The organism is Spectribacter acetivorans (assembly GCF_031846305.1).
Classification (GTDB): domain Bacteria; phylum Pseudomonadota; class Gammaproteobacteria; order Nevskiales; family Salinisphaeraceae; genus Spectribacter; species Spectribacter acetivorans.
The window spans coordinates 194,573-209,272 of the sequence record NZ_JAVRHY010000004.1; the positions used below are offsets into that span (position 1 = coordinate 194,573).

A 14,700-nucleotide genomic window follows, 5' to 3' on the forward strand; every position below is an offset into this window, starting at 1 on the left:
TCATCACCGACTTCACCGAACCCGAATCACGGAGACACCTATGAGCGCACCTGCCGAACAGTTAGGACAGGATTACGCGATTGCCGACATCAACCTTGCCGCCTGGGGCCGCAAGGAAATCGAGATCGCCGAAACCGAAATGCCGGGCCTGATGGCCCTGCGCGAGGAATTCGGCACCGCCAAGCCGCTGCAAGGCGCCAAGATCGCCGGCTCGCTGCACATGACCATCCAGACCGCCGTGCTGATCGAAACCCTGGTGGAGCTGGGTGCCGAAATCCGCTGGGCCTCCTGCAATGTGTTTTCCACCCAGGATCACGCCGCGGCCGCCATGGTCGACCGGGGTGTGCCGATCTTCGCCTACAAGGGCGAGACCCAGGACGAGTACTGGGAGTACTGCCACAAGATCATGGAATGGTCCGACGGCAGCGTGCCCAACCGCATCCTCGACGACGGCGGCGACGCCACCACGCTGGTGACCCTGGGCGCCGCCGCCGAGGACGATCCCTCGCTGCTGGACAACCCGACCTCGGGTGAGGAAAAGGCGCTGTTCGCCTCCATCCGCAAGCGGCTGGAAAGCGAGCCGGGCTACTACAAGAAGCGCTCGGAAGCCCTGGGCGGCGTGTCCGAGGAAACCACCACGGGTGTGCTGCGCCTGTACCAGATGGAAAAGCAGGGCCAGCTGACCTTCCCCGCCATCAACGTCAACGACTCGGTTACCAAGTCCAAGTTCGACAACCTCTACGGCTGCCGCGAATCCCTGGTGGACGGCATCAAGCGTGCAACCGACGTGATGATCGCCGGCAAGGTCGCGATCGTGGCCGGCTACGGCGACGTCGGCAAGGGCAGCGTGCAGTCCCTCAAGGGGCTGGGCGCCACCATCTGGGTCAGCGAGATCGACCCGATCAACGCCCTGCAGGCGGCGATGGAAGGCTACCGCGTGGTCAACCTGAATGACCCGGGCGTGATCGAGGCTGCCGACATCTTCGTCACTGCCACCGGCAACTACCAGGTGATCACCCACGATCACATGAAGCGGATGCGCAACGAGGCCATCGTCTGCAACATCGGTCACTTCGACAACGAGATCGACGTGGCCGGCCTGCGTGATTACAAGTGGGAAGAGATCAAGCCGCAGGTGGATCACATCACCTTCGCCGACGGCAAGAAGATCATCCTGCTGGCCGAGGGCCGCCTGGTGAATCTGGGCTGCGCCACCGGTCATCCCAGCTTCGTGATGTCCAGCTCCTTCACCAACCAGGTGCTGGCGCAGATCGAGTTGTGGAAGAACCGTGACAAGTACGAGAACAAGGTGTACGTGCTGCCCAAGCATCTCGACGAGAAGGTCGCCCGCCTCCATCTGGAGCGCATCGGCGCCCGGCTCACCGAGCTGACCCCGGAGCAGGCCGAGTACATCGGCGTGCCCCAGGACGGTCCGTACAAGCCGGACCACTACCGCTACTAAGCGGCGCGGACCGACGTGCCGCAGCCGAACCCGGCTGCCGCCCGTCGATCCGGGTTGTTCGCCCCCGGCAACTGCCGGGGCGCGGGCAACGCCAAAGCGTAGTGGTGCGACTGCTGCGCTTTGGCGTTACCCGTTTTCCAGTTTCACGCGGTCGATATCGGATATATGCGAAAGCAACAGGACCTGCCCAGGCACTACAGCTTCGAATTCTTCCCCCCCAAGGGGCCCAAGGGCGAACAGCGCCTGGATACCGCGCGGGCGGAACTCGCCGCGCTCGGCCCGGCGTTCTTCTCGGTGACCTTCGGCGCCGGCGGCACCACCCGCTCCGGCACGTTGAAGACCGTCAAGGCCACCATGGATGCCACCGGCATATCCGCCGCGCCGCATCTGTCCTGCATCGAGGGCACCCGCGAGTCCATCCGCGAACTGCTGCAGACCTACGCGGACAACGGTGTGGACCGGATCGTCGCCCTGCGCGGTGATATCCCCGAGGGCATGGATTCGCCCGGTGAATTCTCCTATGCCAACGAGCTTGTGGGCTTCATCCGCGAGGAATTCGGCGACCGCTTCCATCTGGAAGTCGGCGCCTACCCCGAAGTACACCCGGAAACGCCCGACCCCGCGGCCGACCTGGACAACTTCGTGCGCAAGGTCGAGGCCGGCGCCGATTCGGCCATGACCCAGTACTTCTTCAACGCCGACGCCTATTTCGACTTCGTCGACCGCGCCGAAGCCAAAGGTGTGGACATCCCGATCGTTCCCGGCGTGATGCCGATTCCCAACTGGTCGCAGATCAAGCGCTTTTCGGCCATGTGCGGGGCCGACATCCCGCGCTGGATGGAGCGCCGACTGGAAACCTACGAGCAGGCCGGCGACGAGGCGTCGGTGCAGGCGTTCGCCGCCGACGCGGTCACCCGGATGTGCGAGCGCCTGATCGAGGGCGGCGCCCCCGGCATCCACTTCTACGCGCTCAATCGCAGCGAACCGACCCGCACCATCTGGCGGAACCTGGGACTGCCGGCAGCGGATCACGCCGACGCCATGGCGAGCTGACAATCCGCCTGCCGGCGGCCAGCACCGCCATCCTTACTTTGCGCGCCCATGGATTCCAGATAGCATCGGAACCACAACGGTATCGGCCTGGTCCATGGCACAAACCCACAGCTCGAATACACGTCTAGGCCCGCTGACCGGTCTCGCCCGGCGGTTGGTCGCCGACGAGCTGCTCTCCGAGGCCAGGGCGCTGGAAGCCCAAGACTCTGCCCAGCGCCAGCGCGAGCCCTTCGTAGCGCATGTGGTGGCGCAGAAGCTGGTCTCGGCACGGGCGGTGGCGGAAGCCGCCTCGCGCGAGTTCGGCGTGCCCTGGGTGGACCTGCGGGCAATGAACCTGTCACTGGCGCCGGTCTCCGATGTCGCCGAGAAGCTCATCCGCAAGCACCGGGCGCTGCCGCTGTACAAGCGCGGTAATCGGCTATATCTGGCGCTGTCCGACCCCACCAATCTGCAGGCGCTGGACGAGATCAAGTTCAACACCGGGATGGCGGTGGAATGCATCCTGGTGGAAGAGGACCGGCTGGCCAAGAGCATCGACGATGCCCTGTCGGCGGTGGACTCCTCCAACATGGCGGGGCTGGACGACGCCGACCTGGATGGCCTGGAAGTCACCGGCGGTGATGACGACAGTGATGTCGACGTCACCCAGATGGATGCCGACGAAGCGCCGGTGGTGCGCTTCATCAACAAGGTAATGCTCGACGCCATCCATCGCGGCGCCTCGGACATCCACTTCGAACCCTACGAGAAGAAATACCGCGTGCGGCTACGCCAGGACGGCATCCTGCGCGAACTCGTGTCGCCCCCGGCCGGCCTGGGTATGCGCCTGTCCGCGCGGTTGAAAGTCCTGGCGCGTCTGGATCTGGCCGAGCGCCGGATTCCCCAGGACGGACGCATCAAGCTGAACCTGTCGAAGAGTCGGTCGATCGACTTTCGCGTATCCACCTGCCCCACCCTGCACGGCGAAAAGATCGTGCTGCGCATTCTGGACCCCACTAGCGCGCAGATGGGTATCGAGGCGCTCGGCTACGAGCCGGATCAGAAGCAGATCTACCTGGACACCATCCACCGGCCTTACGGCATGGTCCTTGTCACCGGCCCCACCGGCAGCGGCAAGACAGTGTCGCTGTACACCGCGCTGAATATCCTTAATACCGAGGACCGCAACATCTCGACCGCGGAGGATCCGGCGGAAATCAACCTGCCCGGCATCAACCAGGTAAATGTCCACCCCCGGGTGGGGCTGACCTTCGCCTCGGCCCTGCGCGCCTTCCTGCGCCAGGATCCGGACGTGATCATGGTGGGCGAGATCCGCGACCTGGAGACCGCGGAAATCGCCATCAAGGCGGCGCAGACCGGCCACATGGTGCTGTCCACGCTGCATACCAACGACGCCCCGCAGACCCTGACCCGCCTGCTCAACATGGGCGTACCGGCGTACAACATCGCCGCCTCGGTCAGCCTGATCATCGCCCAGCGCCTGGCGCGACGGCTCTGCGTCCACTGCAAGCGGCGGGTCGAGATTCCCGCCGAGGAGCTGCTCAAGGAAGGCTTCATCGAGGAAGAGCTCAAGCAGCTCAAGATATTCGAGGCCAATCCCGAGGGCTGTGACAGCTGCACGGCCGGCTTCAAGGGGCGGGTCGGGATTTACCAGGTGATGCCGGTGACCGACGCCATCGGCCAGATCATCATGGAGGGGGGCAACTCCACCGACATCGAGGCCCAGGCGGCCGCCGAGGGCGTGCTCAATCTGCGCCAGTCGGGCCTGATCAAGGTCCGCGCGGGCATCTTGAGCCTGGCCGAGGTCAACCGGGTGACGGTGGAGTAAGCAGGGATGCCCGGCGGCGGCTGGGTTAGTATCGGTACACCGGTGTCGTTGCATTACAACGCGGCGCCAACCGGCCGATAACGGCGGGGTACCGGCCAGACAGTTTCAGTGGGGACCGAGCGCGACCGACATGGCGCAGACACTCAGCGAGAAGCACACCTTCCTGTGGGAAGGCACGGATGCCAAGGGCACCCGCATCAAGGGCAAGACCGAAGCCCCGAGCGAGGCGCTGATGCGCGCCATGCTGCGCAAGCAGGGCATCAACCCGGTGCGCATCCGCAAGCAGTCCAACCTGTTCGGCCTCAACACCAAGCGCAAGAAGAAGATCAAGGCGGCCGACATCGCCATTTTCTCGCGTCAGCTGGCCACCATGATGAGCGCCGGCGTGCCGCTGGTGCAGGCGCTGGATATTATCTCCAAGGGGGCCGACAACCCCTCGCTGGCCGAACTGGTGGCCACCATCCGCAACGATATCGAGGGCGGTTCCACGCTGGCCGAAGCCATCAGCAAGCATCCGGACCATTTCGACGATCTATTCGTGAACCTGGTCGAGGCGGGCGAGAAATCCGGCGCGCTGGAAACCCTGCTCGACAAGATCGCCACGTACAAGGAAAAGACCGAGGCGATCAAGGCCAAGGTCCGCAAGGCGATGTTCTACCCCTCCGCGGTGATCGCGGTGGCGATCATCGTCATGGGCATCCTGCTGTATTTCGTGGTGCCCCAGTTCCAGTCGCTGTTCCAGGGCTTCGGGGCCGACCTGCCGGCCTTCACCCTGCTGGTGATTGCCCTGTCCAAGTTCGTGCAGGCCTGGTGGTGGGCCATTCTCGGCGCCATTGGCGCCGCGGCGTTCGTGTTCGCACGCGCCCGCAAGCGATCCCGCCGCTTCCGCCGCCTGCTGGACCGGCTGATCCTGCGCGTACCCGTGGTGGGCGACATCCTCTACAAGGCGGCCGTGGCCCGCTTCGCCCGCACGCTGTCGACCATGTTCGCCGCCGGTGTCCCGCTGGTGGAGGCGATGGAATCGGTGGCCAAGGCCTCCGGCAACATCGTGTTCGAGGAAGCCATCTTCCAGATGCGGGAGCAGGTATCGGCCGGTCAGCAGCTGCAGCTGGCCATGTCCAACACCGGCCTGTTCCCGAGCATGGCGATCCAGATGGTGGCCATCGGCGAGGAATCGGGTTCACTCGACGCCATGTGCGCCAAGGTCGCCGATTTCTACGAGGCCGAGGTCGACAACCAGGTGGATTCCCTGTCCAGCCTGCTGGAGCCGCTGATCATGGCGGTGATCGGCGTGCTGGTGGGCGGGCTGGTGGTGGCCATGTATCTGCCGATCTTCAAGCTGGGTTCGGTGATCTGATCGCCGGCGCCACGCCGACTCCCTTATCGTTTTCAACATGATGCCGACATGCTCGACCTGCTAGCGGCCCAGCCCGGGCTGTATATCGCCGTGCTCTTCGTGCTGGGACTCCTGGTCGGCAGCTTCCTGAACGTGGTGATCCTGCGTCTGCCGGTGATGCTCGACCACGCATGGCGCACCGACGCGGCGATGATCCTCGAGCAGCCCGGCCCGACCGAACAACCCCCGGGGATCGCCGGTCCCGCCTCGGCCTGCCCGGCCTGTGGGCAGCGTATTCGTGCCTGGCAGAACGTGCCGGTACTCAGCTATCTGCTGTTGCGGGGACGCTGCGCCAGCTGCCGGGCGCCCATCTCGGTGCAATACCCGCTGGTTGAACTGGCCGCCGGGTTGCTAGCCGCCACCGTGGCCTGGCAGTTCGGCGTCACGCTCCCGGCATTGCTGGCGTTGATCTACACCTGGATGCTGCTGGCGCTGACGGGCATCGACTGGCGTACCCAGTTCCTGCCTGATCTGCTCACCCTACCCCTTCTGTGGCTCGGCCTGCTGGCCAGCCTGGGCGGCGCATTCGCGCAACCGGCCGACGCCATCGTGGGTGCCGCGGCCGGATACGGCGCCCTGTGGCTGGTGTTCCAGGGATTCCGCCTGACCACCGGCAAGGAGGGCATGGGCTACGGCGACTTCAAGTTGCTGGCCGCCATCGGCGCGTGGCTGGGCTGGCAAGCGTTGCCGCTGGTGGTCATTCTGGCCTCGGTGGCGGGTGCGGTGGTCGGACTGGCGATGATGGCCGGTGGACGTCTGCAGCGGGGCAATCCGATGCCCTTCGGGCCATTTCTGGCGATTGCCGGGTGGTTGGCCCTGGTGGCAGGCGATACAATCACCGCCGCTTACTTCCAGCTGGCGGGGCTGGGTTGATCACTCGGGGGCGCCAACGCCATTCGTGGGCCACACGAATGCACAGCAACGGGACTATCGGGGGATAACCGGATGAAGCACGGCAACAAGGCAGGCCGCTGATGACACGGCAATTGGCAGTAGGGTTGACCGGCGGCATTGCCAGCGGCAAGTCCGTGGTTTCCAGCGCGTTCGAACGGCTGGGGATCGAGGTGGTCGACGCGGATCAGGTGGCCCGGGACATCGTCGAACCCGGCCAGCCGGCGCTGGAGGAAATCCGCGCGCGCTTCGGCGATGCCATCATCGACGGCGACGGCCGGCTCGATCGGCGCCAGATGCGGGGCATCGTTTTCGACGATCCGGATGCACGCGTGGCGCTGGAAAAGATCACCCATCCGCGCATCCGTGAAGCCCTGGCGACCCGTCGCGACGCGGTTCGCAGCGAGTACAGCCTGCTCGCGGTACCACTGCTGGTCAAAAGCGGCATGAGCGCTCTGGTCGACCGGATTCTGGTGGTGGATGCCCCCGAATCGGTGCAGATGGCACGCCTGATCGACCGCGACGGCATCGACGAGGAACTGGCCCGCAAGATGATCGCCGCACAGGACACCCGCACCCTGCGGCTGGCCGCGGCCGACGACGTGCTGGTGAATACCGGCCCCCGCAAGGACATCGCCGATCTCGCCGCCGCGCTGCACGCCGGCTACTCGCGGCTGGCCCGGGGGGACATCGACAACCTGCCGCCAATGCACCTGCCCGGCTGACCCGGGTTCCGCAGCCGCGATTCGCGTGCCGGTTTGCCGCACTGCGGCGAGGCGGTTGTACAATCGGGGCTCTGGACTTGCCGCGGAAGGACTCCTTGACCGATAACGGGCTTACCTGCTTCGAGCAGCCGCTGAACGAACGTGTGCGCACCTTCCTGCGGCTGGAACACCTGTTCGAGCAGACCCGCCACTACTGGCAGGACCCCTACCCCTGGGGCCGCCGTGCCACCCTGTCCACGCTGCTGGACATCCTGGCCATCCTGTCGCGGCACGATCTGCGCACCGAGGTGGGCAAGGAGCTGGCCGATCAGTACACCAAGCTGAATCGGCTGCGTAATCATTCCGGCATCGATCATGCGCGTCTGGACGACATCCTGCGCGACATCGACAGCCTCGGGCACGAGATGCAGCGTATTCCGCCGCAGTTCGCCGCCTATCTGATCCGCGACAACGAAATGCTCAACAGCATCAATAACCGCAGCGCCATCCCCGGCGGCACCTGCGGCTTCGATCTGCCGGGCTTCCAGCACTGGCTCAGCCGCGACGCCGATGCCCAGGAGGAAAACCTGCGCCAGTGGTGGCGGCCGCTGGAGCCCTTCTGCACCGCCATCGAGCTGATCCTGCGGCTGATCCGTGACAGCGCCGATCCCCAGCCCCTGACCGCGGCGGGAGGCGTCCTGGTCCACAACACGGAGGGTGGCACCCAGCTCCTACGGGTGCTGGTACCCCGGCGCGAACAGGTCTACCCGGAAATCAGCGCCGGCCGGCACCGCTCCACCATCCGCTTCATGGAACAGACGGGCGGCGACCTGCGGGTAAGCCAGACCGGGCGGGATATCGCCTTCGACATGGCCTGCTGCCGCCTCTAGATCGTCATGGTATCGGAGCTGCCCTGTCCCAACTGCGGTCAGCCGACCGATCTGTCGCCGGACAACCGCTGGCGGCCGTTCTGCTGTCAGCGCTGCAAGCTCATCGATCTGGGGGAATGGTTCGCCGAGGAGCACCGCATTCCGGCAGACGAACAGGACGATGATCTGTCCGACCCGTCCATCGGCGACGACGACCCGCCGCCGCACTGACGGCCACGGCCGTCGTTCAGACCGGCACCGGCCAGAAGGCGCGGATCCCCGACACGCCCTGGGCCCCATGGTGCCAGGCGGTGTCCAGATCGGCCGGGCCCACCCCGCCCAGCGCGTACACTGGCAGCGGCACGTCCGCGCGCGCCTCGGCGAATCCCGGCCAATCCAGCGGCCTGGCGTCGGGGTGAGTGGGGGTGGAACGTACTGGTGAAAGCACGGCGGCATCGGCCCCGCCGCGATGGGCCTGCAACAGTTCGGCCCGATCATGACAGGACACAATCAGCCACAAATCCGACGGCACCAGCCGGCTGTCGGCGGCAGTCAGCCGGCTGGCAGGCCAGTGGAGCCCGGCCGCGCCGACGCGCCGACATAGCGCCGCGTCCCGGTCCACGATCAGGTCGACGCCGGCCGGTCCGGTCACACGCGCAACCTCCGTAGCCAGGGCCTCGTAGGCCGGATCCGCAAGTTCGTTGGCCCGCAGGCGCAGCAATCGCACGTCCGACGCGATCAACGCGGACAACTGAGCCAGAAACGCCGCGTGGTCCGGCCCCGGCTCGGGGCTGATGGCATAAGCCGCCGGCAGGCAGAGCGCGTCCACGATCGGCTTGTTCGCCGACAGCAGATCGTAGTCCGTCAGGCGCTCGGGTTCACACCACGCCACGGGCTGGCCCTCGCGGCCGTGCGGCTCGCCGGTCCAGGCCGTCACGCAGTGAATATCCAGCAGCACGGGGCGGTCGCGATAGGCATGGTGGAAGCGCAACAACGGGCGCGTGTCCTGCAGCGACACGCCCAGCTCCTCGTCGAGTTCGCGCGCCAGCGTCTGCTCGATGCTTTCACCAGGCTCGCGCTTGCCCCCGGGGAACTCCCACTTGCCGCCCCCGGGTTTGTCGGCCGGGCGGCGGGCGATCAGCACGCGGCCGTCGGGATCAACCAGACAACCCACGGCGATGTGCAGAACGTCCGCGTGCATCAGCGGCCGCTCAGCTACGATATTCGGCGTTGATACGAACGTAGTCGTAGCTGAGGTCGCAGGTCCAGACATCCGTGCCGGCACTGCCCCGCCCCAGCTCGATACCGATCACGAACTCCGGCGCCGCCATCACCGCCGCGGCATCGGCCTCGCGATAGTCCGCGGCGGGCTGACCGTCGCGCACGATCACCACCTGATCGAGGCGGACCGACACGCGGCCGATGTCGAAATCGCTCAGGCCCGCTCGACCGACTGCCGCGAGTATGCGGCCCCAGTTGGGGTCGCCGGCGAAGCAGGCGGTCTTGACCAGCGGCGACTCGGCCACCGTGAAGGCGGTACGGCGGGCCTCCTCGTCGTCGCGGGCGCCGCTGACGGCGACCGTGACGAACCTGGTCGCCCCTTCGCCGTCGCGCACGATGGCCTGGGCCAGAGTCCGGCAGACCTCGGTCACGGCCGCGGCAAATCCCGGCCAGTCCGGATCGCCCGGCGCCAGTGCCTCGCCGCGGCCGGTGGCGAACAGCACGCAGGCGTCGTTGGTCGAGGTATCTCCGTCCACGCTGATGCGATTGAACGAGCCTGCTGCGGCGTCGTCCAGCAGGCCCCGGAGGTCCTCCGGTCGCACCGTCGCATCCGTTCCCACGAACGCCAGCATGGTGGCCATGTCGGGCCGGATCATGCCGGAGCCCTTCGCAATCCCGGTAATGTTAACAGTAGTACCGCTGGCCAGCCGGATCTGGCGGCTCACACCCTTGGGCAGCGTATCCGTGGTCATGATCGCGCGCGCCGCGGCCAGCCAGCCATCCTCGTGCAGGGCGTCGACGGCCTCGGGGATGGCCTTGGTCAACCGGTCGACGGGCAGCCGCTCTCCGATCACGCCGGTGGAGAACGGCAGCACCCCGGCTTCCTCGACATCAAGGGCGCGAGCCACGTAGCCGCAAAGCTCGGTGGCATCGGCCAGCCCGGCTGCCCCGGTCCCGGCATTGGCGTTGCCGCTGTTGATCAAAAGCGCGCGGGCCGTGCCACCGGCGCTGCGGGTCCGAGCCAGCTGGACCGGGGCGGCCGCGAAGGCGTTGCGCGTGTAGACGGCGGCCAGCGTGGTGCCCGGGTCAAACGCCAGCAGGGCAACGTCCGGCCGACCGGGTTTCTTGACCGCGGCCTCGGCCGTACCCAGCCGAACGCCGGGGATTGCCGTCAGCGCCTCGGGCGCAACCAGATTCACCGCCATGATGTGTTCAGCGAATCCGACTCAGGTGCGGCCGTGGCAATGCTTGTACTTCTTGCCGGAGCCACAGGGGCAGGGTTCGTTGCGGCCGACCTTGCGGTCATCACGAACAAAGGTTTCCGCGCGGGGCGCCGGCTCGGGTTCCGGCGATGGCGACTGCTGGCGCCGTTGCGGATTCTGCGGCAGACCCGGCAGGCCACCCGCGCCGGCGGGGGTCCGGCCGGGGGCGGGTGCCCCGGCACCGCCGGGAGCTTCCGCGGCGGCAGCCGCCGCCTGGGCGGACGCCTGCTCGGCCGCGCTGGCGGCCTCGTCGTGCTGCAGGCTGAGCTGCCGATCGCGTTTCTGGCTGGCAGCGCGGGCCTCATCGCCGATATCGGCACGAACCTGACCGCGAGCGAGCACCGACACCACTTCATGCTTGAGGCGGTTGAGCATGTCATTGAACATGGTGAAGGCTTCGCGCTTGTATTCGTTCTTTGGGTCCTTCTGCGCGTAACCCCGCAGGTGGATGCCCTTGCGCAGATAGTCCATCGCCGCGAGGTGCTCTCGCCACAGCGAATCCAGCACCTGCAGCATCACCGCCTTCTCGATCTGGGTCATCACCGATTCACCGGCGTCGGCCCGCTTCTGCTGATAGACCTCCCAGAGTCGCGCGCGGATGCGGTCGCGCAGGCCCTCCTCGTCCAGGTTCGTTTCCTCGTCCAGCCACTGCTGAACGGGCAGTTCCTGGCCGAACTCACGCTGCAGCGCTTCGGCGAGCCCGGGTATGTCCCACTGTTCCTCGAGACTCTGCGGCGGCACATGCTGGCTGACGACGTCGTCGACCACGTCGTTCCAGATATTCTCGACCACATCGGAGACGTCATCCGCCTCCATCAGCTCGTTACGCTGCTCGTAGACCACCTGGCGCTGATCATTGGCCACGTTGTCGTACTCGAGCAGCTGCTTGCGGATGTCGAAGTGGTGCGATTCGACCTTGCGCTGGGCGTTCTCGATCGCCCGCGTCACCCAGCGATGTTCGATTGCCTCGCCCTTCTCCAGGCCCAGGCCCTGCAGCATCGAGCGCAGCCGCGGCGGGGTGAAGATGCGCATGAGACTGTCTTCAAGTGACAGGTAGAAACGGCTGGCGCCGGGATCACCCTGGCGGCCGGAGCGGCCGCGCAGCTGATTGTCCACGCGGCGCGATTCGTGACGTTCCGAACCGATCACATAGAGTCCGCCGGCCTCCTTGACCTGCTCGTGGCGCTGGCGCCAGTCGGCCATGATGCGTTCGCGACCCGCGGTGTCATCCTCATCGAGCTCGGCCAGCTCGCCTTCCGGGTTGCCCCCCAGCACGATGTCGGTGCCGCGGCCGGCCATGTTAGTGGCGATGGTAGCGGCCCCGGCACGGCCGGCCTGGGCAATGATGTCGGCCTCGCGCTCGTGCTGCTTGGCGTTGAGCACTTCGTGCGGCACCTTGCGTTCGTGCAGCAGCCGGGACAGATACTCGGACGATTCGATCGACGCGGTACCGATCAGCACCGGTTGACCGCGTTCACGGGCCTCGTTGGTCTCGTCCGCAATCGCCTCGAATTTTTCGGCCACGGTCATGAAGACCTGATCGGCCCGATCGTCGCGGACCATCGGCTTGTTGGTGGGGATGACCACCACTTCCAGCCCGTAGATGGACTGGAACTCGTAGGCCTCGGTATCGGCGGTACCGGTCATGCCGGCCAGCTTGTCGTACAGCCGGAAGAAGTTCTGGAAGGTGATCGAGGCCAGGGTCTGGTTCTCGCGCTGGATCTTGACCCCTTCCTTGGCCTCGATCGCCTGGTGCAGACCATCCGACCAGCGCCGGCCCGGCATCGTGCGGCCGGTGAACTCGTCGACAATCACCACCTGCCCGTTGGCGAGGATGTACTCGACATCCTTCTGATACAGGCTGTGCGCCCGCAACGCCGCGTTGAGGTGGTGCATCAGGATGACGTTGTTGGCGTCGTAGAGGCTTTCGCCCTCCGGCAGCAGGCCCTCCGCCCGCATCATTTCCTCGACCCGCTCGTGGCCGGCCTCGGTCAGCTGAATCTGCTTGGACTTCTCGTCGGTGCGGTAGTCGCCGGGGGGATCCTCGCCGCCTTCCTGCGCGGCCTTGATCTCCTCCTCACTAGCGGTCTGGCGGGTGAGCTTCGGAATCAGCTTGTTGATGCGCCGGTACAGTTCGGGATCGTCATCCGTGGGGCCCGAAATGATCAGCGGCGTGCGAGCCTCATCGATCAGAATGGAGTCCACTTCGTCGATGATGGCGAAATTCAGCGGCCGCTGTACCCGGTCGGCCGCGGCAAACGCCATGTTGTCGCGCAGATAGTCGAAGCCGAATTCGTTGTTGGTGCCGTAGGTAATGTCGGCAGCGTAGGCCTCGCGCTTTTCCTCGTTGGACTGGCCGCTGTAGATCACCCCCACGGTCAACCCGAGAAAACGGTAGATACGGCCCATCCAGTCCGCGTCGCGACGGGCCAGATAATCGTTGACGGTAATGATGTGCACGCCCTGGCCAGGCAACGCGTTGAGGTAAGTGGCCAGGGTGGCCACGAGCGTCTTGCCCTCGCCCGTCTTCATCTCGGCGATCTTGCCCTGGTGCAGCACCATCCCGCCCACCAGCTGGACGTCGAAATGGCGCAATCCCAGTATCCGTCGCCCGGCCTCGCGAACCACCGCGAACGCTTCCGGCAATAGGTCGTCCAGCTTGGCACCGGCTTCCAGACGTTCCCGGAATTCAGGGGTCTTGGCCGCCAGTGCCTCGTCCGACAGCGCGCTGATGGACTCTTCCAGCGGGTTTACCTGAGCGATCTGCCGATGCAACCGCTTGACGACACGCTGATTGCGGCTGCCGAAGACCTTGGACAAGAGTTTGCTCATGGACGCTCAAACCGTCGATGGTGGTGAAGCCGCGCGCTCGCCGGCACATGCCCGTTGCGCGGCCCGGGTCAGCGCCCGATACCACGCGCCGCGGTCGGGTTGCCCGTCAGAAAGGGTATTACTTGAGGCCGCCGATGGCCTCTTTCAACGCCGCGGGCCCGCGATGATAACGCAAGGCCGCGTCGGGCTTAACCGATCAGCGTCCGACGAACGCCAATCTCGTTATCGGGCCGCTTCCATGTAGGCTGCCGGATCCACCACTTTGCCGTTGCGCAGCACCTCGAAATGCAGGTGCGGGCCGGTCGAGCGGCCGGACGAACCCAGCTTGGCAATCACGTTGCCGCGATCCACGCGCTCGCCAACCTCGACGGTGATCTTGCTGTTGTGGCCATAGCGGGTGACATAGCCGTTGCCGTGGTTGACCTCGACCAGCTTCCCATAGCCCGCCTTGCCGCCGGCGTGGGATACCACCCCTGGCGCCACCGACACCACGTCGGTGCCAACGCCCGCGGCGAAGTCGATGCCCTCATGCATGGACCGGCGGCCGGAAAAGGGGTCGGTTCGCCACCCGAACGCGGAAGAAATCCAGCCTTCGTTGACGGGCCGGCCCGCGGGGGTCATTTCCTCACGCAGTTCACTCGCCAGCATCAAATCGCGCAGGACGCGCATCTGACGTTCGCGGGAATCGAGCTCCTGCTCGAATCGATCCAGTGCCGCCTCGAACTGGTCCGCGGTCGGGGCATGTTCATCGGTTTCGGCGACCGGGCCACCCAGCGGCGGTGGACTGGCAAAATCGAATTCCCTGGCATCGATGTTGGCCAGCTTGGTCATTCGCGAGCCGGCCGCGTTCAAGCGGGTGACATGGGCCTGCAGCTGACCCAGCCGCTGGGCAAGCGCATGGATATTGTCATCCATGCGCTGGCGCAGTGACTGGACTTCCTGACGCTGAACCGCCACCTGTTCATCCCAGACCGCGGTAGTGCTGGCCACCTGGGTCACACCGCTGGCATCGGGTGCCATCCGGTAACCGAACACCATGGCCGCGCAGATGGCGACCACCGGCAGCGAGACCAGCGGCGCCCAGAACCAGGGCGAGCGCGGCTGACATCGCAAACGCCAGGTACGGCCACGCGAGTGGCTTATCAGTATGATATCCATAGGCTAACTTTCACCTGAGACGCC

Annotated in this window: 12 protein-coding genes; 8 read left to right on the top strand and 4 right to left on the bottom strand. The window is 66.0% G+C overall.

Annotated features, from left to right (window positions below; all coding sequences use genetic code 11):
* Nucleotides 1-40: 40 nt before the first annotated feature.
* From ahcY to RM531_RS06245, 8 genes are all read left to right on the top strand, one after another.
* Complete coding sequence (ahcY, locus tag RM531_RS06210) at nucleotides 41-1,462, top strand: adenosylhomocysteinase (protein WP_311658083.1); 1,422 nt, start codon at nucleotides 41-43, stop codon at nucleotides 1,460-1,462.
* 165 nt (nucleotides 1,463-1,627) lie between these two features.
* Nucleotides 1,628-2,515: a methylenetetrahydrofolate reductase [NAD(P)H] gene (gene metF / locus RM531_RS06215; protein ID WP_311658085.1), complete on the top strand. Its 888-nt coding sequence runs from the start codon at nucleotides 1,628-1,630 to the stop codon at nucleotides 2,513-2,515.
* Nucleotides 2,516-2,609: 94 nt separating this feature from the next.
* Nucleotides 2,610-4,343 (top strand): type IV-A pilus assembly ATPase PilB, encoded by a 1,734-nt coding sequence (gene pilB, locus RM531_RS06220; protein WP_311658088.1) that lies wholly within the window; start codon nucleotides 2,610-2,612, stop codon nucleotides 4,341-4,343.
* Nucleotides 4,344-4,473: 130 nt separating this feature from the next.
* Complete coding sequence (locus RM531_RS06225; protein WP_311658090.1) at nucleotides 4,474-5,700, top strand: type II secretion system F family protein; 1,227 nt, start codon at nucleotides 4,474-4,476, stop codon at nucleotides 5,698-5,700.
* Between the two features lie 48 nt (nucleotides 5,701-5,748).
* The gene (locus RM531_RS06230) at nucleotides 5,749-6,612 is read left to right on the top strand and encodes a prepilin peptidase (RefSeq protein ID WP_311658093.1); all 864 of its coding nucleotides are present in this window, start codon (nucleotides 5,749-5,751) and stop codon (nucleotides 6,610-6,612) included.
* Nucleotides 6,613-6,713: 101 nt separating this feature from the next.
* A complete protein-coding gene (coaE, locus tag RM531_RS06235; RefSeq protein WP_311658095.1) occupies nucleotides 6,714-7,355 on the top strand; it encodes a dephospho-CoA kinase in 642 nt (213 codons plus the stop codon).
* A gap of 95 nt (nucleotides 7,356-7,450) precedes the next feature.
* Nucleotides 7,451-8,224, top strand: a complete 774-nt coding sequence (zapD, locus tag RM531_RS06240) for a cell division protein ZapD (protein ID WP_311658098.1) — start codon at nucleotides 7,451-7,453, stop codon at nucleotides 8,222-8,224.
* Nucleotides 8,225-8,230: 6 nt separating this feature from the next.
* Nucleotides 8,231-8,434: a DNA gyrase inhibitor YacG gene (locus RM531_RS06245; RefSeq protein WP_311658099.1), complete on the top strand. Its 204-nt coding sequence runs from the start codon at nucleotides 8,231-8,233 to the stop codon at nucleotides 8,432-8,434.
* Between the two features lie 16 nt (nucleotides 8,435-8,450).
* Here the strand turns inward: RM531_RS06245 and RM531_RS06250 are convergent, their stop codons facing one another.
* The 4 genes from RM531_RS06250 to RM531_RS06265 form a co-directional block, all read right to left on the bottom strand.
* The gene (locus tag RM531_RS06250; protein ID WP_311658101.1) at nucleotides 8,451-9,404 is read right to left on the bottom strand and encodes a Nudix family hydrolase; all 954 of its coding nucleotides are present in this window, start codon (nucleotides 9,402-9,404) and stop codon (nucleotides 8,451-8,453) included.
* Between the two features lie 10 nt (nucleotides 9,405-9,414).
* On the bottom strand, nucleotides 9,415-10,629 hold the full coding sequence (gene argJ, locus RM531_RS06255; protein WP_311658103.1) for a bifunctional glutamate N-acetyltransferase/amino-acid acetyltransferase ArgJ: 1,215 nt from the start codon (nucleotides 10,627-10,629) through the stop codon (nucleotides 9,415-9,417).
* Nucleotides 10,630-10,650: 21 nt separating this feature from the next.
* Entirely contained in the window at nucleotides 10,651-13,518 is a 2,868-nt protein-coding gene (secA, locus tag RM531_RS06260; protein WP_311658105.1) for a preprotein translocase subunit SecA, read from the bottom strand.
* 222 nt (nucleotides 13,519-13,740) lie between these two features.
* On the bottom strand, nucleotides 13,741-14,676 hold the full coding sequence (locus tag RM531_RS06265; protein WP_311658106.1) for a M23 family metallopeptidase: 936 nt from the start codon (nucleotides 14,674-14,676) through the stop codon (nucleotides 13,741-13,743).
* Nucleotides 14,677-14,700: the final 24 nt, after the last annotated feature.